The organism is Tardiphaga sp. (genome assembly GCF_041424195.1).
Lineage (GTDB): Bacteria > Pseudomonadota > Alphaproteobacteria > Rhizobiales > Xanthobacteraceae > Tardiphaga.
Genome location: NZ_JBGMOE010000026.1, coordinates 1 through 24992, shown reverse-complemented (window position 1 = coordinate 24992; position 24992 = coordinate 1). Strand labels below are relative to the sequence as shown.

General features: G+C 59.3%; 26 protein-coding genes. 24 read left to right on the top strand and 2 right to left on the bottom strand.

The features are described from left to right. Positions 1–8: 8 nt before the first annotated feature. From ACEK02_RS03000 to ACEK02_RS02895, 22 genes are all read left to right on the top strand, one after another. Positions 9–494, top strand: a complete 486-nt coding sequence (locus ACEK02_RS03000) for a flagellar basal body-associated FliL family protein (protein ID WP_371420318.1) — start codon at positions 9–11, stop codon at positions 492–494. Next, complete coding sequence (gene fliP, locus ACEK02_RS02995) at positions 491–1225, top strand: flagellar type III secretion system pore protein FliP (protein ID WP_371420317.1); 735 nt, start codon at positions 491–493, stop codon at positions 1223–1225. Before ACEK02_RS03000 ends, fliP begins: the two co-directional genes overlap by 4 nt. 221 nt (positions 1226–1446) lie before the next feature. Beyond that, on the top strand, positions 1447–2700 hold the full coding sequence (locus ACEK02_RS02990) for a flagellin (RefSeq protein WP_371420316.1): 1254 nt from the start codon (positions 1447–1449) through the stop codon (positions 2698–2700). 128 nt (positions 2701–2828) lie between these two features. Beyond that, the gene (fliF, locus tag ACEK02_RS02985; protein ID WP_371420315.1) at positions 2829–4472 is read left to right on the top strand and encodes a flagellar basal-body MS-ring/collar protein FliF; all 1644 of its coding nucleotides are present in this window, start codon (positions 2829–2831) and stop codon (positions 4470–4472) included. After that, positions 4469–5164 carry a hypothetical protein gene (locus ACEK02_RS02980; protein WP_371420314.1) on the top strand — a complete coding sequence of 232 codons (696 nt, stop codon included), beginning with the start codon at positions 4469–4471 and terminating at the stop codon, positions 5162–5164. Before fliF ends, ACEK02_RS02980 begins: the two co-directional genes overlap by 4 nt. A 1-nt stretch (position 5165) precedes the next feature. Beyond that, entirely contained in the window at positions 5166–6503 is a 1338-nt protein-coding gene (locus ACEK02_RS02975; RefSeq protein ID WP_371420313.1) for a MotB family protein, read from the top strand. Further along, the gene (locus ACEK02_RS02970; RefSeq protein ID WP_371420312.1) at positions 6500–7687 is read left to right on the top strand and encodes a chemotaxis protein; all 1188 of its coding nucleotides are present in this window, start codon (positions 6500–6502) and stop codon (positions 7685–7687) included. The genes ACEK02_RS02975 and ACEK02_RS02970 overlap by 4 nt, the downstream gene beginning before the upstream one ends. Beyond that, positions 7684–8907, top strand: a complete 1224-nt coding sequence (locus ACEK02_RS02965) for a flagellar hook-length control protein FliK (protein WP_371420311.1) — start codon at positions 7684–7686, stop codon at positions 8905–8907. The genes ACEK02_RS02970 and ACEK02_RS02965 overlap by 4 nt, the downstream gene beginning before the upstream one ends. Before the next feature lie 43 nt (positions 8908–8950). Beyond that, on the top strand, positions 8951–9436 hold the full coding sequence (locus ACEK02_RS02960; protein WP_371420310.1) for a transglycosylase SLT domain-containing protein: 486 nt from the start codon (positions 8951–8953) through the stop codon (positions 9434–9436). A gap of 74 nt (positions 9437–9510) precedes the next feature. Further along, a complete protein-coding gene (locus tag ACEK02_RS02955) occupies positions 9511–10755 on the top strand; it encodes a flagellar hook protein FlgE (protein WP_371420309.1) in 1245 nt (414 codons plus the stop codon). Positions 10756–10787: 32 nt separating this feature from the next. Next, entirely contained in the window at positions 10788–12257 is a 1470-nt protein-coding gene (flgK, locus tag ACEK02_RS02950) for a flagellar hook-associated protein FlgK (protein ID WP_371420308.1), read from the top strand. A 5-nt stretch (positions 12258–12262) separates the two neighbouring features. Further along, positions 12263–13306, top strand: a complete 1044-nt coding sequence (locus ACEK02_RS02945) for a flagellar hook-associated family protein (RefSeq protein WP_371420307.1) — start codon at positions 12263–12265, stop codon at positions 13304–13306. Between the two features lie 40 nt (positions 13307–13346). After that, positions 13347–13694, top strand: a complete 348-nt coding sequence (flaF, locus tag ACEK02_RS02940) for a flagellar biosynthesis regulator FlaF (RefSeq protein ID WP_371420306.1) — start codon at positions 13347–13349, stop codon at positions 13692–13694. Positions 13695–13702: 8 nt separating this feature from the next. Continuing rightward, on the top strand, positions 13703–14110 hold the full coding sequence (gene flbT, locus ACEK02_RS02935) for a flagellar biosynthesis repressor FlbT (protein ID WP_371420414.1): 408 nt from the start codon (positions 13703–13705) through the stop codon (positions 14108–14110). A 16-nt stretch (positions 14111–14126) separates the two neighbouring features. Continuing rightward, complete coding sequence (flgD, locus tag ACEK02_RS02930; protein WP_371420305.1) at positions 14127–14540, top strand: flagellar hook assembly protein FlgD; 414 nt, start codon at positions 14127–14129, stop codon at positions 14538–14540. Between the two features lie 3 nt (positions 14541–14543). Next, positions 14544–14810 (top strand): flagellar biosynthesis protein FliQ, encoded by a 267-nt coding sequence (gene fliQ / locus ACEK02_RS02925; RefSeq protein WP_068729862.1) that lies wholly within the window; start codon positions 14544–14546, stop codon positions 14808–14810. Positions 14811–14885: 75 nt separating this feature from the next. Continuing rightward, positions 14886–16973, top strand: a complete 2088-nt coding sequence (gene flhA, locus ACEK02_RS02920) for a flagellar biosynthesis protein FlhA (protein WP_371420304.1) — start codon at positions 14886–14888, stop codon at positions 16971–16973. Next, positions 16970–17716: a flagellar biosynthesis protein FliR gene (fliR, locus tag ACEK02_RS02915; RefSeq protein WP_371420303.1), complete on the top strand. Its 747-nt coding sequence runs from the start codon at positions 16970–16972 to the stop codon at positions 17714–17716. The genes flhA and fliR overlap by 4 nt, the downstream gene beginning before the upstream one ends. A 6-nt stretch (positions 17717–17722) precedes the next feature. Beyond that, positions 17723–18118, top strand: a complete 396-nt coding sequence (locus ACEK02_RS02910; RefSeq protein ID WP_371420302.1) for a hypothetical protein — start codon at positions 17723–17725, stop codon at positions 18116–18118. 36 nt (positions 18119–18154) lie between these two features. Further along, positions 18155–18619, top strand: a complete 465-nt coding sequence (locus tag ACEK02_RS02905; protein WP_371420301.1) for a rod-binding protein — start codon at positions 18155–18157, stop codon at positions 18617–18619. A 33-nt stretch (positions 18620–18652) separates the two neighbouring features. Further along, positions 18653–19144, top strand: a complete 492-nt coding sequence (locus tag ACEK02_RS02900) for a hypothetical protein (RefSeq protein ID WP_371420300.1) — start codon at positions 18653–18655, stop codon at positions 19142–19144. Further along, positions 19141–19593: a hypothetical protein gene (locus ACEK02_RS02895; protein ID WP_371420299.1), complete on the top strand. Its 453-nt coding sequence runs from the start codon at positions 19141–19143 to the stop codon at positions 19591–19593. The genes ACEK02_RS02900 and ACEK02_RS02895 overlap by 4 nt, the downstream gene beginning before the upstream one ends. Positions 19594–19762: 169 nt before the next feature. On the opposite strand, the gene ACEK02_RS02890 is transcribed toward ACEK02_RS02895, so the two are convergent. Together ACEK02_RS02890 and ACEK02_RS02885 are read right to left on the bottom strand one after the other, a co-directional pair. Beyond that, complete coding sequence (locus tag ACEK02_RS02890) at positions 19763–20476, bottom strand: response regulator transcription factor (protein WP_371420298.1); 714 nt, start codon at positions 20474–20476, stop codon at positions 19763–19765. Between the two features lie 888 nt (positions 20477–21364). Then, complete coding sequence (locus tag ACEK02_RS02885) at positions 21365–22249, bottom strand: hypothetical protein (protein ID WP_371420297.1); 885 nt, start codon at positions 22247–22249, stop codon at positions 21365–21367. Positions 22250–22783: 534 nt separating this feature from the next. Here ACEK02_RS02885 and ACEK02_RS02880 point away from each other — a divergent pair. Continuing rightward, a complete protein-coding gene (locus tag ACEK02_RS02880) occupies positions 22784–23137 on the top strand; it encodes a hypothetical protein (RefSeq protein WP_371420296.1) in 354 nt (117 codons plus the stop codon). Positions 23138–23582: 445 nt separating this feature from the next. Then, positions 23583–24488 carry a glycosyltransferase family 1 protein gene (locus ACEK02_RS02875; RefSeq protein ID WP_371420295.1) on the top strand — a complete coding sequence of 302 codons (906 nt, stop codon included), beginning with the start codon at positions 23583–23585 and terminating at the stop codon, positions 24486–24488. The last annotated feature ends 504 nt before the right edge of the window (positions 24489–24992 follow it).

Genomic DNA, 24992 nt, shown 5'->3' with positions numbered 1-24992 from the left:
AATCGACCATGGCCGATAACACAGCGAATGAAGGCCAGCGCCCCGGGATCATGCAGTGGCTTGGCGCCCTGTTGCTCGTCACTGTGCTCTCGGTGGGAGCAGGAACGCTCGCCAGCCTGCACCTGATGTCGACATTTCAGCGCATCAGCGAAAGCCAGAAGGAGGTTCCCGAGAAGCCGATTTCGTCCGCCTTCAATGCCAATGATCGGCTGCGCAAGATCACACCGGTCGTGACCAATCTGGCGGCACCGCCGAATGCCTGGATTCGCATGGAGGCGTCAATCGTGACCGATAAATTGACCGAGGAAGAGGCGAGTATCGTCGTCGCCCGCATCGGTGAGGATGTCGCAGCCTATCTGCGCACGCTCACACCGACGCAGATCGAGGGCGCCCGCGGTCTGCAGTATCTGCGCGAAGATCTGAACGAACGCGCGATGACGCGTTCGAGCGGAAAGGTACGCGAACTGATCATCGAGACATTGGTGGTGCAATGAAGCGTATTATTCCGATCCTGCTCCTGGTGCTTCTGCCGACGGCTGCGGTGGCGCAGGTGCCGGATCTCTCGAGTCTGCTTCCGCAGGGCGAGGGGAGTGCCAGCGGCCGGATCATCCAGATGGTTGCGCTGCTGACGGTGCTGTCACTGGCGCCGGGCCTGCTCATCATGGTGACGAGCTTCACGCGATTTGTCGTCGCGCTCTCGTTCCTGCGCACCGGTCTCGGTCTGCAGACAACGCCGGCTAATATTGTGATGATCAGCCTCGCGCTGTTCCTCACGTTCTATGTGATGGCACCGACCTTCGATCGGGCGTGGGTGAACGGCCTTCAGCCATTGATGAAGAATGAGATCACTGAGCAGGAAGCCTATTCGCGGGTCACAGATCCGTTCCGGGATTTCATGTTGCAGCACGTACGTGAAAAGGATCTGCAGACCTTCGAGAACCTCGCTGCCGAGAGTATGAAGGTCAAACTCGATGGCCAGCGAGTCGATCTGCGAATCATCATTCCGGCATTCATGGTGTCGGAGCTTCGCCGCGCATTCGAGATCGGCTTTCTTGTGGTCATGCCGTTCCTGGTGATCGACATGATTGTTGCAACACTAACGATGTCGATGGGCATGATGATGATGCCGCCGACAGTATTTGCTCTGCCGTTCAAAGTACTCTTCTTCGTGCTGATCGATGGCTGGAACTTGCTCGCTGTCGGTCTCGTAAAGTCGTTTCTCTAGATCGTTGATCCGTCACGAACTAAATGACGAATCAAATGATCGCTGTTAACTATACTGGTCGCTGCTGCCTTCAGCTTTAGGTAAGGTTTGGTGGCTAGCTTGCAATTCACGACAGGTTGGGTCGATCAGATATCGACATTCCAAAGGCATGATGCCGCCCTGCCGTACCGGTGAAAGTCCGGTATGTCCCCAGCAAATCAATCAAATTAAAGGGACATACGATGTCTAGCTTGATGACCAATTCCTCCGCCATGACCGCGCTGCAGACCCTGCGCACGGTCAGCTCCAACCTCGCGACCACCCAGAATCGCATCTCCACCGGTTATCGCGTGTCGACGGCTTCGGACAATGCCGCTTACTGGTCGATCGCCACCACGATGCGTTCGGACGTTCAGGCTCTGGGCGCCGTGCAGGACGCTCTCGGCCTCGGCGCCGCGACCATCGACACCATGTATACGGGCCTGACCGGTACCGTGGATGTCGTGTCGTCGATCAAGTCGAAGCTGGTTGCTGCCCGTACGCCGGGCGTGGATCGCGCCAAGATCCAGAGCGAAATCACCGAGCTGCAGAAGCAGCTGAAGAACACCGCCGACAGCGCGGTTTTCAACGGTGAAAACTGGATCTCGGGCGATTCGACCTCTGCCAGCTACAATGCGACCAAGAGCGTCGTATCGTCGTTCTCCCGTGCCGGTGGTGCCGTCAAGATCGATACGCTCTCGATCGATCTGGGCGCGATCAAACTCTACGACGCCAATCTGGACACGGCCTATAACGCCCAGACCTTTCCGACGGCGACCACTGCTGCATACGATGCCACCACCGACGTTGGTGGCAACATCACGGTGACGGTTGGTACTGCTCCGGCGATCAACATTGCCGTCGCTGCGAACACCTCCCTCTCGGATATCGCGACGTCGATCAACAAGCTCGGCATCGAGGGCCTGTCGGTTGGCGTTGCGGCGGATGGCACCACGCTGTCGTTCAAGAGCCGCAATGACTCCGATATTGCCATCGACGCGAGCGTTTCTGGTCTCGGTGCTGCTGTCACGCTGACCGCACTCACGACCCCGGTCGACACCAAGAAGGGCGTTCTGGATCAGACCTACGACGCTTATACCGGTACCGCTTGGGAAACGTTCAGCGTTTCGTCGATGGACATCTCGAAGCTCACCGATAACGCTGCCGACCTTGCCAAGCTCGAGACCTACATTGCGGGTGTCGAAAATGCTTTCGCCAAGATCACCGATTCGGCCACCAACCTCGGTGCCATCAAGAACCGCATCGGCCTGCAGCAGAACTTCGTCAAAACCCTGACCGACTCGCTCGATCGCGGTATCGGCCAGCTCGTCGACGCGGATATGAACGCCGAATCGACCCGCCTCCAGGCTCTGCAGGTTCAGCAGCAGCTCGGCATCCAGGCGCTGTCGATCGCGAATTCGGGCAGCCAGAGCATCCTGTCGCTGTTCCGCGGCTAATCGCTCTCGCATCGTGAATAGAAATGGCCGCGACCATCATGGTCGCGGCCATTTTGTTTTCCGGCTCTCCGTAACCCTCGGACAAGCTTCACAATCGATGATCGATTCGGAAGTGGGCAGGGGTTTTTATGGTCAATCGTGAGCACGCGCAGAAGCTCTGGAATAATCTACTTGAGCTGGGCACGAAGCGTCTCATTCTGCTCGCGGTGGTCGGCTTCGCTGTGTTCGGCGGCGTTGGCGGCGGCGCGTACTATATAAGCCGGCCAGAATACAACGTTCTCTATTCCGGTCTCAGCCGCGAGGATGTGACGCGTGTCAGCTCAGTACTGCGCGACGCGAACATCGCTTTCGATCTGAATACGGCGGGAGACACCGTCTATGTTCGCCCCGGACAGACGGCGCAGGCGCGTACGCTGCTGGCCGACAAGGGCCTGCCCAGCACGACCGGCGGTGGTTATGAACTCTTCGACAAGATTGGCTCGCTCGGCCTGACATCGTTCATGCAGGAGATCACGCGCGTGCGTGCACTCGAGGGCGAGATTGCGCGGACGATCCAGGTTCTCAAAGGCGTCAAGGCTGCGCGCGTCCATATCGTGATGCCCGCGCGCGGCTCGTTCCGGCGTGAGCAGTCACCGCCGTCGGCCTCGGTCGTATTACGAACGGACGGTCCGGCGGATGCGCGCACGGCGCGCTCGGTGCGTCATCTCGTGGCCGCGGCCGTGCCGGGAATGACCGCGGACAAGGTCACCGTGCTCGACAGTGACGGTTCGCTGCTTTCGGACGATGACGGCAGCGGCGGTGTCGGAGCAACGCCGACCACAATGGCCAATTTGCAGAAGGTCGTCAGCCGCTCGATCCAGGAGAATGTGAGCCGGGCACTGACGCCCTATCTGGGGCTCGATAACTTCGAGGTCAGCGTTGCGACCCAGCTGTCGACCGACAAGAAACAGACCAACGAGACGGTCTACGATCCGGATTCGCGGGTGCAACGCTCTGTGCGCGCTGTGCGCGAGAAGGAAACGTCGCAAAGCCTCGATCGCCAGCAACCGACCACGGTCCAGCAGAATCTGCCCGATCAGCAGGTCAATGCGACCGGCGCCAAGAACCAGAATGACGAGAAGCAGCGCCGCGAAGACATCACCAATTATGAAGTGTCGTCGAAAACGGTGACGACCACGAGCGACGGTTTCGTGGTGAACAAGATGTTCCTTGCCGTTCTCGTCAATCGGCCGCGTCTCATTGCGAGCCTTGGCGACAAGGTGAGCGATGCTGCGATCGAAGCCAAGGTCGCGGAGATCTCGCAGATTGCTGCGACCGCAGCCGGCATCGATCGTCCGCGCGGCGACCAGATTCAGGTTTCGGCGGTCGAATTCATAGAAGGCGCGCGCGACCTGACACCGGTGCCGTCGATCACCTTCACGGAGGTGATGATGCGCCAAGCGGGCAGTCTCGTAAGTGCCATCACCATCCTGGCCGTGGCCGGCATGCTGATCTGGTTCGGTTTGCGCCCGGCCATCAATACGATCCTGGCGAGCGCGAAGACTGACGAGACGACGCAGTTCCAGGCCGAGACGAATGCGCTGCTCAGTGGCAGCAGCACGATGGCGACCGCGGCTCTGTCAGGAGGAGAGGCACCGCCCAATCTTATCCAGGATGTCTCGAGCAGTATGCAGAATACGCCGCAAAGACGACTGGAACAGATCATCCAGCTCGATGAGAAGCAGGCGGCAGCGATTCTGAAACAATGGATCAGACAAGAGGAAGCGGTATGAGCGCAGAGCAAGTCGCACGTCTGATCGCCGATTTCGATCGACCGGAGCCGCCAAAAACGCGCAGCCGCGTCGTTCCGTTCGACCATCTGCATCACTCCAGCGTGCAGCCGCAACATCAGCCGCTTCTGCAGAAGGCAAAGCAGCAACCGTCGTTTCAGCCGCAGGCGCAGATGCAGCCAAAGCCCCCTGTTGTGCAGGAGGATGATGGCTATGAGCGCGGTCGCGCCGAAGGCTATGCGAGTGCACTCGCCGAGTTCGAACGGCGCATGGAGCAGGAAAAGCAGACACTTGCGGCGCAGGCCGCCGAAGAACGGCAGCAACTGGTCAACGAGACTGCGGCCAAGCTCGCCAGCGATATCGCCGAAATGGGCGACCAGTTGCAGGGAAGAATCGCCGGCGTAGCCGCCCGACTTCTTGAGCCGCTCATCAGCAACGCTGTGCAGAAGCAGGCCGTCACGTCATTCATCGAGCATCTGTCGTCGATTACCACCGATAGCCGCCGCCCGGTCCTGCGCATCACCGGCCCATCGGAGCTGCTCGAACTGATCCGCAGCAAGCTCGGCGTCCGCGCCATTGCATCGGAATTGCGTGCAGGCCCCGAAGCGGAAGCGTCGATCATCGTTGATCAGATCGTGCTTGAGACTCAGCTCAAGGTCTGGACCGAGCGATTGAAGATGGCGGTCCAGAGCTGAGATGGCCGATCCGCTTCCAACTGAACTGGTCATCATTCGCCGCCGCAGTTCTCTCGAAAGCGGCGAGACGAAGAACAGTGTCTGGAAGATCGCCTATGCCGACTTCATGACGGCGATGATGGCGTTCTTCCTGGTGATGTGGTTGATCAATGCCACCAATCAGGAAACGCGTGAGAGCGTTGCCAACTATTTCAATCCGATCAAGCTGACGGATTCGACGCCGGATCGCAAAGGCATCAACGACGCCCGGCGGGTTGACCCCGGTAAGGCCGTGGAAGGCGAGAGTAAGTGGCCGCATCCGGAACCAGGCCAGCCGACGGATGCGCTCGCGCGTCCGCAGCCTCCGCAGCCGCGCTATGGCGAGGCGACGTTGTTTCGCGATCCTTATGCGGTGCTCTCGGAGATCGCCGGCGGTCCCCCGCGACCTGGGCAGACCAGCGCATCGCTGGATCCGAATCGCAAAGAAGGCTTGAAGGGCGGAGAGGCCTATCGAGACCCCTTCGATCCCATCAACTGGCCGATGGCGTCGATCTCGTCGCTCGAGAAGAAGCTATCGGGACGCAAGGACGCCGGCAGCCTTCCATTCGGTGAGGATGTTGCTGCTGCAGCGAGCGAGGGCCAGGAGCCGCGCCCGCTCGATGCCAAGCCTGACGCCACGGGCACCCCGGGGCAGGAGATGTCCGGCTCGAATTCAACTCCCGCGAAATCCGACAAGCAGGAGGCGCCGAAGCCCGCCGGGTTGTTCGCTGACGATGGCGACAAGTCCAATCCGGCGGCGGGTCGTCCGCAACCGGCGCAGGCAGACAAGACAGCAGCGCCAGCTGATAAATCTCAGGCGCAGTCCGACAAGGCGCCCGCCCCGGCAGAAAAAGCCCAACCGATGGATGCCGGCAAACTCCAGGCCGCAATCTCCGCGGCACTGGCCGCCATTGGACCAGCGCGTCCGGTGGCGGAAGTAAGGGAAACCCCGGAAGGGCTCCTGATCAATCTGACGGATGACGTGAATTACGGAATGTTTGCTAACGGCTCGGCCGAGCCCACGCCCGGTCTCGTTCGCGCGCTCGACAAGATTACGCCGATGATCGCGCAGAGCCGCGGCCAGGTCATCGTGCGCGGTCACACTGACAGCCGCGTCTATCGCACGTCGGAATATGACAACTGGCGGCTTTCGACCGCACGTGCGCATATGGCCTATCACATGCTGGTGCGCGGCGGCCTCGACGCCGGGCGGGTCGAACGCATCGAGGGCTATGCGGACCGCCGGCCGAAAATTCAGAATGATCCGCTCGCCGCGCAGAACCGGCGGATCGAGCTTCTGATCCGTGCTCCCGTGCTATGACGAGCGTCAGAATCATTGCAGCAACGCTTCTAGTCGGTCTTGGCAGCGCACATGCGCAGCCGGCCGACGACCAGATGCGCGAGCCGTATCAGATGGTTCGTTCACTGCAGATGCTGCAGGATCAGATCGCACGCGGCGATCTCGATGCCCACAATTCCCAACCCGCCTTGTTGAAGCGCCTGGGTGAGAGCTTTCTGAAAGCCGATGCTGCCGTCTGGAAGGAGCCGCGTAACTCTCGCGCAGCTGTCACCTTCCTCTTGAGTGGCGGGTCTCCGCAGGTGGTCGCGAGCCTTCGCTCCCGCAATGTGCTGAATATCGACGAGTCGATTGTCGACGGCGCCATCGCCTATGTGGAAGGGCGCACGGACGAAGCGAAGTCGAAGCTCGCGAGTATCAAGCCACGCAGTCTGCCCGCGGCGCTCGGTGCCGAGATTGCGCTGGTGCAGTCGGCACTGGTTGCCCAGGACGACCTGAAGGCCGCGATCGCGTTGCTCGACGAAGTGCGGTTGATGATGCCGGGCACGTTGGTCGAGGAAGCGGCGCTGCGTCGGGAGATTTTCATCGTCGGACAGGACGACGACTTCGACAAGTTCGAAGCTCTTGCGATACGTTATTTTCGCCGATATCGGCATTCCATTTATGCAGGTAATTTCCGCCAGCGCTTTGCGCTCTCTGTCGCGCGCTTCAGCTTCGTGCAGCGTCCCGATCGTTTCCCGCGTCTTGTCGCCGTACTCGATCATCTCGATCGGGCGAGCCAGCGCGCGCTCTATCTCCTTATTGCAAGAACGGCATTGGTTCGCGGCAAGACTGAAATGACGGTGCTCGCCGCCGACCGTGTATTTGCATTGTCCGATGACGACAGCGCCGAGCGTGCGCGGGCGCGGCTGTATCGTGCGGCAGCGCGGGTCGCGACATCAGCACACAGTACGGCAATCGCCGAGCTTGAGCAGGTCGACAAGGCAAAACTATCCGAACGTGACGTCGAACTGCAAACCGCCGCGCTTGCCATTGGACTGAATGTTCGAAAGGCGCTCCCGGAGGCAAAAGCCAAGAGCGACGGAAGCAGCGAAGCGAAGACGGCCATGCGGCCGCGCATTGATTTCAGCCGCTCTCTCGCAGCCGTCGATCGGGCGCAAAAGTTGCTCGATGCGTCGCAGGAACAATTAAGGGAGAAAACCCGATGAACAATGCCGATCTCCTGACGGCAGCGCTTCGCCAGACAGCGGCCGGAAAGGTCGGGGCGAAAGGCGGATTGAACGGCAGCGCCCATAGCAAGGACGGCAAGGAAAAAGCCGATCACTTTCGCGAGCAGCTCCGCCTGGTCTCAAAGGAGCCCAAAACGGCTATGCCACATGCCGCCAGGACAGCTGATGACGCGAAGATCGTTGAAGCAAAGCCGGCGCTCGACGCGGCATCCGTTCTTGCGGAATTGACGGGGGACGTGGCGCAAAAGCCGAATGTCAGGGACGATCAAACCGATGATGACGATTCGAAGGCGACAAGGGGCGAGGAGGGAGCGACAAAATCTACGCCCTGGCACAGTCCGGATCCCGCGCTCAGTGCGGCGATGGCCAAATTCGATCACGCTCATTCGCCTCTGGCTGGCGATGACAAAGCTGCGCCTCGCACCTCGGCAACGGACGTGAAGGCAGATGCTGCTGTGCTCGATCCCGCGAAGCTCGTTCACGTCGCAGCGGCCGACGGGCCCGACGCCGACGCAGCCGCCACGCAGCGGTTCACGCTGACGGTCGAGACGACGGATACCAAGGCGCTTCCGGTCGCGAAAGCGGTCGTTCGCGAACAAGAAACGCATTTTGAACCCGTGCAACAGATCACGACGCTACAGAAGATCGTCGATCGGATGGCGACTGATCTGGCGGCCGTCGCATCACCTGAGGGGGCCCGCGCGGCCGACGCGCCGGGGCTCGAAACGAACAAGGCTGCGGATAGCCGGCCGGTGCGCATGATGACGCTCGAACTCGATCCGCCCAATCTCGGCTCCGTCACGGTCAAGATGCGGCTTGCCGGCGATTCCGTGGAGATTCACCTCACCGCGGATCGCTACGAGACCACGCAGATGCTGCGGCAGGAGCGCGGTGCGCTCACCGACGCCATGCAGTCGGCTGGTTACACGTTCGACATCGCGGCGATCGATCATACCCGCGCCCCCGATTCAAATCTGAACAACGGCCAACAGCAACAGCAGGGGCAGTCCGATCAGCGTTCCTCGCTGCCGTCGTCAGGCGGATCGCAGGCGGATGGTGGCTCTTCGGGCCGGTCGTCCGGCGATGCGCAGAGCGGTGCACGGCATAACAGGCATGACCATGAACAATCGCCAAGGCCGGCGGAACGGCAGCAGGATCAGAACAGCAATCGGGTTCGCAGCAGCACTGTTTATATCTAGCGCCGCGACCGAAGTTCAGGCTGAAGGCCCGTGCGAGCGGGAGATGGCACGCGCGGCACACCGTCACAATGTGCCACTCGGCGTGCTGTATGCGGTCGGCCTCAGCGAGACTGGACGCAAGGGCATGCTGAATCCCTATGCACTCAATGTCGATGGCAGGACGGTGTTGGCCGCCGATCTGCGCAATGCCGTTGCGCGCTTTACGGAAGAAAAGGCCAAGGGCGCGAAGCTGGTCGACCTCGGCTGTATGCAGATCAATCATCGCTATCACGGCGGGAAATTTCCCAGTGTGGAAGCAATGTTCGATCCCGCGCGCAATGTCGATTACGCCGCGCGATTCCTGAAAGACCTGCGCGAGCGCGAGGGAAACTGGACGATGGCCGTCGCGCGCTACAATGCCGGGCCGACCAATGTCATCGGCCAGAAGCGCTATATCTGCAGTGTTATCGGCAGCCTTGTCGCAAGCGGGTTCGGCTCGTGGACAAGCAAGGCGCGCGACTTTTGCGCCGAACGCACTGCGTCACGATGACCCTGTGGATAACCGCCAGCCTCACGCAAGCAACTTCACTTCTAATACTTCACACGTGAAACGGAGGATAATCGATGAGTCTGTATGGGGTGATGCGCACAGGCGGCTCCGGCATGAACGCGCAGTCGAACAAGCTGGCAACGGTCGCTGACAATATCGCCAACGTGAACACGACAGGCTACAAGCGCGCCTCGACAGAATTCTCTTCTCTCATTCTTCGCAGCGGCACCGGAAACTACAATTCCGGCAGCGTCGAAACGCAGGTTCGTTACGCCATCTCCGATCCCGGGACGTTGAACTACACGACGTCGGCGACCGACCTGGCTATCCAGGGTAACGGCTTTTTCATTGTCAGCGATTCCGGCGGAACGCCGTACCTTACGCGTGCCGGCTCCTTTGTGCCTGACGGTCAGGGTAATCTCTACAATACCGCTGGCTATTATCTGATGGGCTACAACATCAAGAACGGCGCGGCGCCGGATGTGGTCGCGAACGGTCTTGGAAATCTGGAGGTCGTCAACATCGCCCAGCAGACGCTGCTCGGAAACCCGACCACGACAGCGAAGCTCGATGGCGCCAACCTCGATTCCAATGCGGCGATCACCGCGGGCCCGCCGGCTTATACGTCGAAAACCTCACTGATCACCTACGACAATATTGGCAATCCGGTGAAGCTGGACATGTATATGTTCAAGACGGCCGCGAATACGTGGGATGTGGAGATTTATAACAACGCAGACGCGGCCGCCGGCGGCGGCTTCCCCTATGGTGGTCCGGCATTGTCGACCCAAACCTTCACTTTCGACGTCAGCGCGACCGGCAAAGGCAGGCTCGACGCGGCGAGCCCGACATCGATGGCTTTCACAATCCCGGGCGGTTCGCCATTCACGCTCGATATGTCGAACATGACACAGGTCGCAGCCGACTTTCAGTTCAAGGCAACCACCAATGGCAATGCACCGAGCGCGCTTGATCGCGTGGAAGTGAGTTCCGACGGCACGATGTACTCGATCTTCGACGATGGTACGCGCCTTGCGACCTACAAGATCCCGCTGGCGACGGTGCCGAGTCCCGACAATCTGTCGCCTGAAGTCGGGAATGTCTATTCGATCAGTATTAATTCCGGAAATATCCAGGTCGATTTCGCGGGCAATAGCGGTCTCGGCACGATCAAGCCGGAAGCCCTCGAAGCGTCCAACGTCGATCTCGCCAACGAGCTCACGGCAATGATTGAGTCGCAGCGTAGCTACACCGCGAATTCCAAGGTGTTCCAGACCGGCGCTGATTTGCTCGACGTGCTCGTCAACCTGAAGCGCTAGCGCATAGCGCCGATCACCGACGGGAGTCTCCAATGTCACTTACGGTCGCACTTAGTTCGGCCCGCTCGTCGCTCATGGCGTCGGGCGTGCAGTCTTCCGTCATCTCGCGCAATGTGGCCGGCCTGCACCAGGACGGCTACTCGCGCAAGAATGCCCTGATCGTTTCCCAGCCGGGCAGCGGCGTCTATGTCAGCGGCATTCAACGGGCCGCCAGCGCCGGCTTGTTCAATAATGTGGTCAAGGCCGTCTCGACCTCGGCGCAGCAGGATGCTCTCTACAACGGCCTGCAAAAAATTGCGGCAGTCACGATCGACGATCCCGAGCTCGATCAATCGGCCGCGGCACAGCTCGCCAAGCTGAAAAGCGCCTTGCAGCAGTATGCCTCGGCGCCGAACAATGTCACCTTTGCACAGACTGCTGTGACCGCGGCAAAGGGCGTCGCCACAGCGCTGAACGATGCGACCAATACTGTACAAATGACCCGGGCCGATGCTGATGCCGAGATGGCGACTTCGGTTAACAATATCAATCAGCTGCTAGCCCAGTTCGAGACGGTCAATACGGCGATCATCAAGGGAACGATCTCCGGCTCCGACGTCACCGACTACCTTGATACACGCGACAATATTCTGTCGAAGCTGTCCCAGGAGGTCGGCATCACGTTTGCCACCCGAGCGAACAATGACATGGTTGTCTATACGGATTCCGGGGTCACGTTATTCGAACGTACCGCTCGCTCCGTAACCTTCGATCCGACACATTCCTACACGGCCGGCACAACGGGGAACGCCGTTGTTATCGACGGCGTGCCGGTCACCGGCGCTAATGCGATCATGCCGATCAGCTCGGGCAAGCTCGCTGGCCTGGCAACGCTTCGCGACGACAAGATGGTGACATACCAGAACCAGCTTGACGAAATCGCGCGCGGCGTGATCGAGGTCTTTGTCGAAAAGGATCAGACCGGTGCCGGCGGGCCGGATCAAACCGGCCTCTTCACCTATGCCGGTGGACCCGGGATGCCAACCACAGGCGCGATCAATGTCGGTCTCGCCGGCACGATCAAGGTGACCGATCTGGTCGATCAGGCGTTGGGGGGCAATCCGAGCCTGGTTCGGGACGGCGGCATGAACGGCGCCAGCTACGTCTACAATGCCGGAGGTGAAGCGGGTTTCTTCGCTCGCATTCAGGGTCTCGTTGATGGCATGGCAGCATCCAGAACCTACGATCCGGCTGCTCTCGGCAAACCCAGCGGCAGCCTGGTCGACTTTGCCGGCTCCTCGGTGAGTTGGCTGGAATCGCAGCGTAAGAGCGTGGGCGACGAAGCCACCTATAGCCAGACACTTCTGGAGCGCAGCGCCGACGCGCTGTCGAACGTCAATGGCGTCAATATGGATGACGAAATGTCCTTCATGTTGCAGGTCGAGCGTACCTTCTCAGCATCGTCGAAGCTAATTTCGACGATCGACGACATGCTGAAACAACTTCTGATGGCGGTGGGGTAATCGATATGGCAACAAACTTCATCTCGTCGAACTCGATCTCAACCACCCTGCGCATCTCCGCTTCGAAGAGCCAGGTGGCAATGTCGAAAGCGATCAAGGAAGCGACGACCGGCAGGCTGGCCGATGTCGGGGAGGGCCTTGGGGCACTCGCCGGCCGCGACGTCACTCTGCGGGCAGAGCTCCTCGATATGGGGAAACTCGTCGATACCAATGCGCTCGTGGGCGCCCGCCTCGACGTCGCACAGGAGCGCATCTCCCAGCTGATCGACACTGCGCAATCCTTCCAGAAGGATCTTCTGGCGGCGCGCAATTCGGCAAATGGCGGCGGCATCATTGCTCAGCCCGCGGCATCGAATCTCCAATCACTCCTCACGACGCTCAATGTCGCAATGGACGGGCAGTATCTCTTCGGTGGCATCAATACCGGGCAGGAGCCAATGACGTCATACGAGGCCGGCTCGCCCAGCAAGACGGCGATCGATGCAGCATTCACCGCCACTTTTGGTTTCGCGCCGGGAGCGGTGGGCTCCGAGAGCATCACACCCGCCGCCATGGAGAACTTTCTCAACAATGCGTTTGCGGCCGAGTTCGACGATCCGGCCTGGGGAACAAACTGGTCCTCAGCATCCGATCAGGTCATGCGCAGTCGTATTTCCACGACACAAACCGTTGATTCATCGGTCAGTGCCAATGACAAGGCGTTCCGAAAACTGGCGATGGCTTACACGATGCTCAGTGGGCTCGATCTGCAGAGCCTGAACCAGGGCACTTTTCAGGCGGTCACCGATAAAGCGCTGCTGATGGTCGCTGACTCGATCTCTGACCTGGCCAGCGTCGGTGCGCGTCTGGGTACCGCACAGGAGCAGACGACAAATGCAACCAGCCGTCTCAAGGTCCAGGTCGATATCGTCAACAGGCAGGTCAATGCGATGGAAATTGTGGACCCCGAGGAAGCATCGGTACGGGTCACGAGCCTGAAGAACCAGTTGGAGATGTCGCATGCGCTAACGGCGCAAATTCAGCGGCTCAGCATCCTCAATTACCTCTGATTGGTGGGCTGATCCATGAAGCAACAGATTGTCGATTGAAATGACGCTGGCAGGTTACGACGCGGAAATCGAGGATAGCGGCCGCGAGGCGCGATCCAGGGAACAACAAGCACTCAATCACGGCATTGCACTCCTTCAGAAGATCCAGAGCGGTGTGCTTGCTTCAACCGAAGAAGCAGACGCTCTGCTCTATATTCGCAACCTCTGGACGTTCTTCATAGAAGATCTGTCGAGTCCGCGAAACGGTCTACCGGAGCAGTTGCGAGCGCAGCTGATCTCGATTGGTCTCTGGGTCGTCAAGGAAGCCGAGCGCCTCCGGGAAGAGCAGCTGTCGGACGTGAGCGATCTCGTCGCCATCAATATCGTCATCCGGGATTCGCTGGCATGAAGAAGCCGATGTGCATATCGCTGCGATCAGGCGAGAAAATCTATATTAACGGCGCTGTTCTGCGGGTCGACCGCAAGGTGACGCTGGAGCTGATCAACGACGTGACATTCCTGCTGGAAAGTCAAGTCATGCAGGTCGCCGACGCGACAACACCGCTCCGGCAGCTCTATTTCGTTGTGCAGCTGATGTTGATGAGTCCGGGCGATATCGAACAGGCGCGTGCGGTCTTCGGGCATCAGCGTTGCGCGATTTACGCGGCCGCCGACAACAAGGAATTGCTGCAAGGTCTCGATGCGATCGACGAGCTAGTCGAGGCAAAGCGTTATTATGAGGCGTTACGGAAAATCCGGGTCCTGTTCGAGATCGAACAGGCGATCCTGGGCAGCGCCGACATGCTGCTGCCGGTTGTGGCCTGAACTCAAGGAGAGCGAGATGATCGTCAATGGCGTAGATACCGCGAAATCCGCGACCAACGGGACGTCGGGCACGTCGTCGCAGTCGGCCAACATGATCGACTACAACGGGTTCCTGCAGCTTCTGATCGCGCAGATGCGCAATCAGGATCCCACCAATCCGACCGATTCGACCCAATATATGAGCCAGCTTGCACAGCTGTCGTCAGTCGAGCAGGCGGTTCAGACCAATGCAAAACTCGATACGCTGTTGTCGACCAGCGCGATGTCCCAGGCCGAAGGGCTGATCGGCCGTACTGCGTCATTCACGGACGAATCCGGCACGAGCACGACCGGCAAGATCAAGGAAGTCTATATCATCAAGGGTGGCGCGGTTGCGACGCTCGAGAACGGAGTCAAGGTTTCTCTTGGACCCGGCATCACGATCAGCTGAACCATGAACGAGCGCGACGCCCTCGATATCGCCCAACAGGCGATCTGGACTATCATCGTTGCCGCCGGCCCGGCGGTCGGTGCCGCGATGTTCGTCGGCATTGTCATTGCCCTCCTGCAGGCGCTGACCCAGGTGCAGGAAATGACGCTGACCTTCATCCCCAAGATCGTGGTGATGTTGATTGTGGTCGCTGTCACCGGCTCCTTCATGGGAGCCCACATCTTTGCCTTCACCGAAGTGCTTTACGGCCGGATCGAGCGCGGCTTCTAGCCGCCGTCGCTTGCACCATCTTCACGCAAGGTCGGCGCTGCAAGGTGCGGCTATGATATTCGCGCGAGAACTGCCATGGCCGACGTAACGATTTCAGCCCTGCCGGCCGAACGGCGGGCCGGCACGGACGTCGCCTTCGCATTCGGCATCGTCACCATTCTGGTGATGCTGGTGCTGCCGGTTCCGACGATCCTGATCGACCTCGGCCTGGCCTTCTCCATCGCGTTGTCCGCGCTGATCCTGATGGTGTCGCTGTGGATCCAGCGGCCGCTGGATTTCTCGGCATTTCCCACCGTGCTGCTGATCGCGACCATTCTGCGCCTGGCGCTCAACGTGGCGACCACACGTGTGATCCTGTCGCATGGCGGTGAGGGAGAACATGCCGCCGGCTATGTCGTCGCTGGCTTCGCCAAATTCGTGATGGGCGGCGATTTCGTCATCGGCCTGATCATTTTTGCGATTCTCGTTACCGTGAATTTCGTTGTGATCACCAAGGGTGCAACGCGTATCGCCGAAGTCGGCGCTCGCTTTTCGCTCGACGCCATTCCCGGCAAGCAGATGGCGATCGACGCCGACCTGTCAGCGGGTCTGATCGACGACAAGGAAGCGCAGCGTCGGCGCCACGAGCTGGAGGAGGAGAGTTCGTTCTTCGGCGCCATGGATGGTGCTTCGAAATTCGTGCGCGGCGACGCTATTGCTGGCCTGATCATCACCGCCATCAACATCTTTGGCGGCATCATCATCGGTGTCACTCATCATGGCATGGAGCTGTCACGAGCCGCTGACGTCTTCACCAAGCTCTCGGTCGGCGACGGTCTGGTGTCCCAGATCCCGGCGCTGATCGTGTCGCTCTCCGCGGGCCTGCTCGTTTCCAAGGGCGGTACCCGAGGCTCTGCCGAGCAGATGGTGCTGAAACAGCTCGGCAAGTATCCGCGCGCCCAGTCAGTTGCCGCGATGATGATGTTCGCGCTCGGTCTGCTCCCCGGCCTGCCGTTTCTGCCGTTTGCGCTGTTGGGTAGCGCGATGGCCTTCATGAGCTTCTCGCTGCCACGTCAGCAGGCGGCACGCGCCAAATTGGAACAGGCACGTATCGCGCAGGTTCAGGAAAAAGCGCAGATCGAGAACCAGGATTCCGTCAAGGAATTGCTCAAGACCTCCGATGTCGAGCTCTGCGTCGGCAGTCAGCTTGCGATCCAGATGCTCAATGCCCATGGCGAACTTGCGCATCGTGTTGCCAAGGTTCGGCGGCGTTTCGCCGCCCAATACGGCTTTGTCGTGCCCGAAATCAAGCTGACCGACGATCTGTCAATCGGCCCGAAATCATATCGCATCAAGATCTACGGCACGGTCGTGGCTCATCACGAATTGCGCATCGGGGAAGCCCTGGTGCTGTTTGACGGCGATCGGAAGCCGGATGTGCCCGGCGACGAGACAATCGAACCCGCTTTCGGCATGAAGGCTATGTGGGTTCCCGAGACATTTATCGATGAGGTCAAACAGGACGGCTTCAAGATCGCTGACAATATCTCCGTGCTGCTCACGCATCTCAGCGAGGTCGTCCGCAACAATCTGGCCCAGCTCCTCACCTATAAGGATACCCGCGCGCTGCTGGATCGGCTCGATCCCGAATACAAGCGGCTCATCGAGGATATGGTCCCGTCGCAGATCTCCTATTCCGGCCTGCAGGCGGTGTTCAAGCTGCTGCTCGCAGAGCGCATCTCCATCCGCAATCTGCACCTCATTCTGGAAGCGATTGCCGAGATTGCGCCCCATGTCCGTCGCTCCGAACATGTGGCCGAGCATGTGCGGATGCGCATTGCGCAGCAGATTTGCGGTGATTTTGCAGATAACGGCGTGCTTAAGGTGCTTCGTCTCGGCAATCGCTGGGATCTTGCCTTCCATCAGAGCATTAAGCGCGACGCCAAGGGCGAGATCGTGGAGTTTGATGCCGATCCCCGGCTGGTCGAGCAATTCGCGGATGACGTGTCTGTGGCGGTTCGCAAGGCCGCCGCAAATGGCGATACTGCGGTGCTGGTCGCACCACCTGATGTCCGCCCCTATGTGCGGATGATCACCGAACGCATGTTCCCCGCGCTCCCGGTGCTGTCGCATGTGGAGATTGCGCGCGGCGCCGAGGTGATGTCGCTCGGAGCTGTGTCTTGATCGCGAGCAGCTCGGTCTCCGTCCTGTCGACGTTCCTGATCTTCTGTCGCATCGGGATCTGCATGATGGTGGCACCCGGCTATTCCCGCGTGAATATCCCGATGCAGGTGCGGCTGTTTCTCGCCATCAGCGTCACCTTGATGCTGACACCCTTGCTCGAGGCCACGGTCCGGCCGGCGGTGGAAGCGGCGACTGCGTCGGACCTCATCCGCCTGATCATGTCCGAGCTCATGGTCGGCCTCGTGATCGGGCTCACCGCTCGCGTGTTCTTCGCTGCTCTAGAGACAATGGCTACATTCGTCGCGTCGGGGATCGGTCTGACCCTTCCCGGTGTTGCCGACGATGGCGAGCATGTGCCGGCGCTGGTTCCGCTGATCACACTGACCGCCATCGTTGTTTTCTTTCTGACCGATCAGCATTGGGAACTGTTGCGTGGCCTGGTCGGATCCTACCAGATCTGGCTGCCGGCAACCGGGATCAGCGCTGAGGGTGGACTAACGCAACTTGTCGATCACCTCTCCCAGGCCTTCACGCTGGCGCTCCGGGTCGCCAGTCCCTTCGTCATCTATGCGGTCATTGTCAACTTCGCGGTCGGTCTCGCCAATAAACTGACGCCAAGCATTCCCGTCTACTTTATCTCGATTCCCTTTGTACTCACTGGCGGCCTGCTGCTGCTCTATCTCACGGGCCGCGAAATGGTGCTGCAATTCAGCATCGCCTTTGCGTCCTGGCTGTCCGGGTGACCAGCAATGCAGAAGCGCGACCGCAAGATCCGCCGTATCGCCGCCGTGCAGGCCAGGTTGCACAGGATTGCCCAGTGGCAGCTGATGGAATGCCAGACGCGTGAAAATCAGCTCGAAGAGAAACAGCGCCTCATTCTCGAAGGGTTCAACGATGAGAGCAAGCTTCCGGACCTGGCGGTGCAGACGGCTAGCCAGAGTCTGCGCGCCGCGAGCATCGAACAGGGCGTCGTGGCCAAGACCAAGGAACGGCTTGCGGCGCATGCGCGCGATGAAGGCCGCAAGCTGAAACATGCGCTGAAGATGGTGAAGTCGGCGGTCGGACGCACGGTTCGGGCCGATGAAAAGCGGGTTTTGGAAGATGAAGTCGACAAAGCCGTGCGGCGCTCGATCGAGGGAGGATAGGCCGATGAAAGCTCTCACAACTACGCAGGGCGCGACATGACTGTCGCGGCGGTATCGAACGATCTGATCGCGGACGTCATGAAAGCGGCCGATCCGGCCGCCCAGCGCGTGGCGGCAACCAGGCTGGAGCGCATGGCGCCGGCAGGCAACGCGAATTTCGCGTCAGCGATCGCGGACGAGTTCGCCGCGGGTCAGACGGCGCAGAGCACGACGCCGGCCCCCATCAGCGGCGGGGAGGTCGCAGCAACGCCGATCATCCGGAAAGCGGAAGGAAGCAATCCGGTCTACCGCAAGTTCGAAGCCTTCGTGCTGCAGATGTTCGTGGAAACGATGCTGCCGAAGGATGCCGAGGATGTGTTCGGCAAGGGTACCGCCGGCAATGTCTGGCGCTCGATGCTGGCCGAGCAGATCGGAAATGAAATGGCCAAGGGCAATGGCGTCGGCATCGCCAAGCAACTGGCAAAATCGCGCCCGACATCGGGACCCGCTTCAGAAGGCTAACGGCCGATTTCGGCCATGACAGTAGAGATCGACATGGAACAGATCGAACAGCGGACCTCCGTTATCCCCGTCGAAGCGCAGGCTCTGACCTTGCCTGAAACCGACTTTCCTGAATCGCCCGCGCAGACGGCTCTCGCCTTTGACGAGGGGGACGAGGTGCACGGCCAATGGCTCGGTACCCAAAGCAGCACGCTGACCGCGATCGATAGATTGAAGGCGACCATCGACGAAGAGACGGAGAAGCTCGAAGCCCGCGTCATGGTGGAATTCGACGCCTTCAGCCAGCGCAAGAATCGGGGTTTGCTTGAATTGACCCGCGCGATGCGGCTGATGCAGGACGTCAAGACCGATCCGCGGATCACGCCGCAACTCACACAGTTGCGCGCCAGCCTGGTCCGCAATCAGGCCGCGCTGCAGATCCATCTGGATGCGGTGCGTGAAGTGTCGGCAATTATCGCAAGGTCGATCCAGGAGGTTGAATCGGACGGTACCTACTCGTTGATGATCGCAGGCAAGCGCAAATGATGAAACTGCTCATCACAGGCATTTGGGCTTGTCTCGTCACTGTGGGCACCAGCTTCGGAATCTCCTACTGGAAGGAGACTGCCGCAGCATTGCCTGCCAAGCAGGATCAGCCCGAAGGGCTGGTTTATGAAAAAACCAAGCTGCTCAATGTGCCGATGATCGCTGACGGTAGCGTCCAGGGCTATATCGTCACCCAGATTGTCTTCACCGCTGATGCCCAGGTCCTGCGCCGGCTTCCGGTGCCGCCGGAGCCCTTCGTCGTCGATGAGGCCTTCCGCACGATCTATGGCGACCAGAAGCTCGATTTCAAGAATCTCGGTCGTTACGACCTCACGCAATTCGCACAGACGGTGCGCGCGCAGGTCAACAAGCGTCTGCAGACGGACGCGCTGCAGGAAGTCCTGGTGCAGGATTTCAACTATGTGTCGAAGGATCAGATTCGCCGCTGAGACTACAGCGAGTGGTCATCGATGTGGTACGGTGATACTCGATGATCTGGCGTGGTGGATGTGTGGTACTTCGTGTTACGCGAGAAGTTCTGTGTCTTGCATAGCGGTTCGAGGAGGCGGTGGACGCCAACGCCGTGATCGGCGTCCTCTTTCGCGTAAGGCGCGAGCCTTAGTTGGCCTTTGAAACAGGCGTCTCGTTAGCGGGGCGGGACTTCAGATCGTCCAGCCGGTAGCCCATGTAACGCTTCGATTCGACAGGATCGAAGCCAAGATGATCGCGTAGCTTCTTGCGCAGCTTGCTTACGTGGCTTTCGATTACATTCTCATCGAAGCTAGCATCGAACAGACCATAGATGGCATTGAAGAGCTGCGTCTTCGTCAGCCATTTTCCCTGATGCTCGACCAGGTGTTCAAGAATGCGCAGTTCGCGCCGCGGCAAAATTAACGTCCGGCCGGCGACTTCGGGGTCGCGACCATCGAGAAATACGCGGATCACGCTTGTCTGCGCGGGCTCATGCTGATCGATGGTGCGGCGGCGAATGACGGCCGTTCGTGCTATGATCTCACGGACATGAACGGGAGCATGGACGACGTCATCGACACCGGCTTCGAACAATTCAATGGTCTGCTTGAGATGCTTCAGGCTGTTGAGCGCAATGATAGGCGCCCGTGACCTGTTGCGGATACTGGACGGGATGCTCGTCCGGTCGGGACAATCGCCGAGCAGAAATGCCCGAATGGCAGTCAAATCGTTACCAACGGCACATTCCAGCCAATCGCGAAAGTCTGTGGAAGTGAAGCCAATCGATACAACCCCTTCGCGATCAAACCCGGCCGCATAGCCTTGTGTGACGCCCTCTCGGTCATCGATTACAACAAACATTTTAATCCCCTGCGTGTTCGCCTTGATATCGTTATGGGGTCGAATTAGGCGCACTCGCCCCATTTTGGTCTTGAAGACGCAACACAACAGTTACTGAAGCGGATGGATGGGCTTTCGCGCGATGCGCTGACTTGCAATGGGGGCCCGGTCGCTTTTGCGGGATATCCAGTGCTGTGATGCGGTCAGCTCACGTTCTCTGGCTTGCATTCATCCGTAGTTCCAGAGAGCTCCCTCTCGCGATGTGAACACAACATGACGTCTCATGGTCGTGCACGGCCGGTGGCAGAACCGAGGCTGCGTGAATGTCAAAATCGGGAAGTGGCTGATCGCGTGCCGTGTCGTCGATACTTGGCGCTTTGATCGGTTGAACTTGCCCGAATTGTCACACACACGAATCGGCGTACTGATCATCAAGATGATACCGCAACATCAAGTAATCGAGCTGCACAAATTTGCAAAGAGTCGTGCTTGCAAACCATGCAGTTGAAGCAAACTAACAAGTGGATAATTCATGAGAAGCGACGCGGTCGTCGGATCTTTCTCGCGCCGCACTATCCTGCGGCCTGCCATGGCAAACGTGGTTGCGACGTCGCCATACGGAACCAGTGAAGTACCACACGGTGAAACGCATCGATTATTGTGCGCAGATGTATGAAGAGAGAGTTGGTTCGTCATGAGCTGGGTAGCAACATGCGATGACGCGGGCGGGATGTCTGCTCGGATCGATCAATGCGGGCGCGCACTCTCAGGAGTGCGTCGTCTGGGGCAATCGGATTGCTCGATGCGAATCCAAAGCTGCCGATCTTGTCGGCGTCGTCCTCAATAGTCATCCAGCGTGTCACGAGCGTCCTGCCTGTGCGTGGCCGTTGGCATCAGTCTGTCGAGGGTTCAGCGACCTGAGAGAATGACGCCTCTGCTGGTCAGAACCTGCCAGCGGTTGTTTTCGTTCTTGATTTCCTGGATCCGCCCGAGGGCAGGGACATCCTGCCCCGGCACGACCTCAATCACGCCGGCTTTTCCTTCAAGCACGGCGACCCCGTCATAGGCGCGGCGCAGGTGCCAGCCGGGAATGACTTCACGTGACGTACTTGCCGGCCGTTGCGCCTGGGACTGCACGGTGCCGGTGATATCGGGATTATTCGCAAGCGTTGCGGCGGTCTGTATCGCTTGTGTTTTCTCGTCGGCAATGCGTGCAAATCTTGCAGCCAGAGCCGCCTGTTCGCGTTCGGAGCGATCCTGCGCGCGACTTGCCTGTTCGGCAGCCTGGGTACGCGCAGCTTCAGCAGCAGCGCGGCTGCTAGCCACATCACCGGTCACGTCTGCAACTTGCCGTCGCAGTTGCGCGACGGAATCGCGAAGGCTGCGAATATCCGCGTCAGATACGGTTGAGGAGGTGATCGGCCGCAGCAACAGATAGGCAATCGCGCCGGCAGAAACGAGTGTCGATATGCCTACGACTATCGCCAGAGAGAAAAAGGGAGCTCGCCATGCAGGTGATTGTAATGGCCTCGCGACAATGCGTGCTGGTGGCACGGTGATGCGAGCCTTCGCTTTGACAGGCTCTTCGCGCGTCGATGCCCGGGCGCGCTGCAGGTTTGCCCGCGCCTCGCTGGCCAGCAGCTCGTCGATTGCAGCAGCTGCTGCGACATGAGGTCCCGCTGTGCGATGTGAGTTTGGCAGCTGCTCGCGAAAGAGGCCGCGGTTTTCCACAACGTTTGACCGTGAATCCGGCGTTGTCTTGGACATCGTCATGCTGATCTTTGCATTGGTCATGACTGTCTGCAGTGGCAATCAAATCGTGGGAGCGGCGTAACAGGCGAAGCTTGCGCGAGGCCGTTGCTGCGCGTGTGTGGACTGCCGAGGAGCTGAAGCTCGAGCACATGTTGCAGGAAGAGCGATCGTTTGATCGATATGGTAGTTGGCCGACTGCCGAGGCGGCATGTCACCACCGTCGCACGCAGTGCACAAGCGCGCATGAGCGTCGTGTAGTTATTTGTGTGGTATTCGTGTGGTCTTTGACTTGTCTCGCATCGCTCGCGGCGGCAACGCAAAGGCGACTGACGAAAGTATCGGAAACCACGTCTGCATGATTGAGACAATGCGAGGCAATCAAATCAAAGCTGAGCCAAACGATACTGAATTTGATTCGTAAAAATGTAGATGAGTCGGGCTGTCTCGCTCCAAAGTCTATCAGATCGAATCGGTAAACCTGCGCATTGAGTTAAATGCCGTAAGTCTTGATAATAGATCGATAGGGGCTATTCATCAGTTGATGAAGTGGCGTTTTAAGAAACCGACACTATTGCCATGGCCATGGATATCGATCTCAAAAGCCTGCGCGATTACGTGAAATTGTTGAAAGCCGAGCGGCAGGATTCGCCGATCGGCAAGATCAAATCCGGCGCGACCGAAATTATTAGAAAGAACCTTCGGGAACTGGAGCGGATGCACCGTGAAGACGGCGCGACGTGGACCGAAATTGCTGCGGGTCTTGCTGCGCAGGGCGTTACCCAGGGTGATGGTCAGCCCATCACGGGCCGTCGCCTGACAGCTCTGATGCACAATATCAGGGTGCAGGAAGAGCGAAGTCTTGCCCGGGAGAAGGCGCTCGTTGATGCGCCTGATGAGGAGCCGCCCGAGCCACAAGGCGCTGGCGACTGAGGCATCGTTGCGAATTATCAACTAGATCCGTTCAATTGGCACGTCTTGTCGACGGTGTTCTGTCAAGAATGCAGACGCAAAAAGGTGCCTTGAGGTCGGTTCGTCAAAACGCTTGCAAGCGGAGTATGTTGCGCCTTCTTCGCTCTCGTCAGACGCGGTTTTTTGTTGCATTCATGTCGTGTCGCGCATCAATCGCTGATGGCGGCTACGGCTCTATTGCAACTCCTGTGAACTGGCCTCGTCTGAAGGAATCCCATTGGTGAGCGCGGCGGCTGAAAACCCAAATAGGACGCGACCGAGAATTCTCGAACTGGGCTCCTGGCATTACTGCAAGGACGTCTATCCTGAAGGGACCGATGTGCTTTGGACGGGGGAACGTCCGATCCCTCGCGGGCGAGCGGCCAGAGGCTTCGCCGACTGTACGCCCTGGCGATTCATCAAGGCGATGCGTAAGGCGCGACGCGGGAAATACGACCTGATCATCGTCTATATGCCGCTACGCCCGGCGTGGCATCCGCGCTATTGGTTGCGTGCCTTCTTTCGGCAACCGCTCCGCCCGCTATCCGCGATGACAAGAGTGTTCGGCGTCTCCTGGTTAAGATTCGTGAAGCTTTCCGTGCCGATCGCCGTTCTGGATATGAACGACGCCTTCATCGTCGGCTCGCATAACTTCTTTCTGCTCGACAAGGCCACCGCGGCTTTCAAGCGCGAACTCCCCGTCGATCGGTGGCACATTCTCTGCCACTCGGCCCATCCGGCACTGCCGACGCGGCGCATACGGCGCAACCGGCGCTGGAACGAACGTCTGGCGAAGATCCGCCCCATTTCGCTTCCTGCGGCGAGGATCGATACCGATGGCGAACATCCGGAAAAGACGTCTGATGTTTTTTTCGTCGGCGAAGTCGCGGAAAATTCGTGGGTGCGCCGTGTCGGCCTCTCAGAACTCGAGGCGTTGAGAAGCAAGGGGCTCAAGATCGATATTCCGCATGAGAGGCTACCGCATGATGAATTCCTACGGCGGCTTTCGAGCGCGTGGCTGGCATGGTCACCGTCGGGCTATAGCTGGGAGTGCTATCGGACCGCCGAGGCGGCGCAATGCCTCACCGTGCCGGTTCTCAACTATCCGACGGTCGAACGTCACGCGCCCGTTCGCGAACACGAGCATGTCCTGCTGTACGACGTAACCCCCGGCAGTCTGTCATCCGTAATCGAGCGCGGACTAAGCGACAAGCCGCGTCTGCGCCAGATGGCACTGGATCTGCGCGACCATGTTCGCAAATATCATCTGCAGGAGGCGATGGTCGACTATGTGATCGATGAGACGTTGCGCGCTGCAGACCGAAGGTCTTGACGCGTCAAGACCCTTCGGCCTCGCCATCGGTGTGGGGGCATTCGAGGCAAAAGGAGCGCGCTCAGAGCATCAAAGATCTGTTCGATTTGTATATCGAGGATGCAGAAGCTGGCCGACTTCTGATCCGGCGCAAGAACCCCAGGAGGGCAAATACGATCGTAACGGATCGCAGCCCGCATCGAACGACACATAAAGTAAAGCCTCTCCTTGAGGCGCGCGCGGCTACAAGTGGCGTCCCGAAAATGTCCGCCTCTAACGCGTGCCCGAACGATCGTCCGATCAGCCGGCCGGAGGTCGCTAAGCTGATATGGTGCTCGGGCTGATGCTTCATCCCATGCAGGGATTTCGCGGAATACGCACAACCATCATGACGACGAGTGCTCCCGCTAGCCATTTGCTGGCCAAGCGCACCTTGAGGCTGTCGATTCAGCTAAGCTATTGATCTTAATGGCGCGCCATTCCGAATAAAAATGCGAACTCCTATGTCATTGAAATAGCACTATA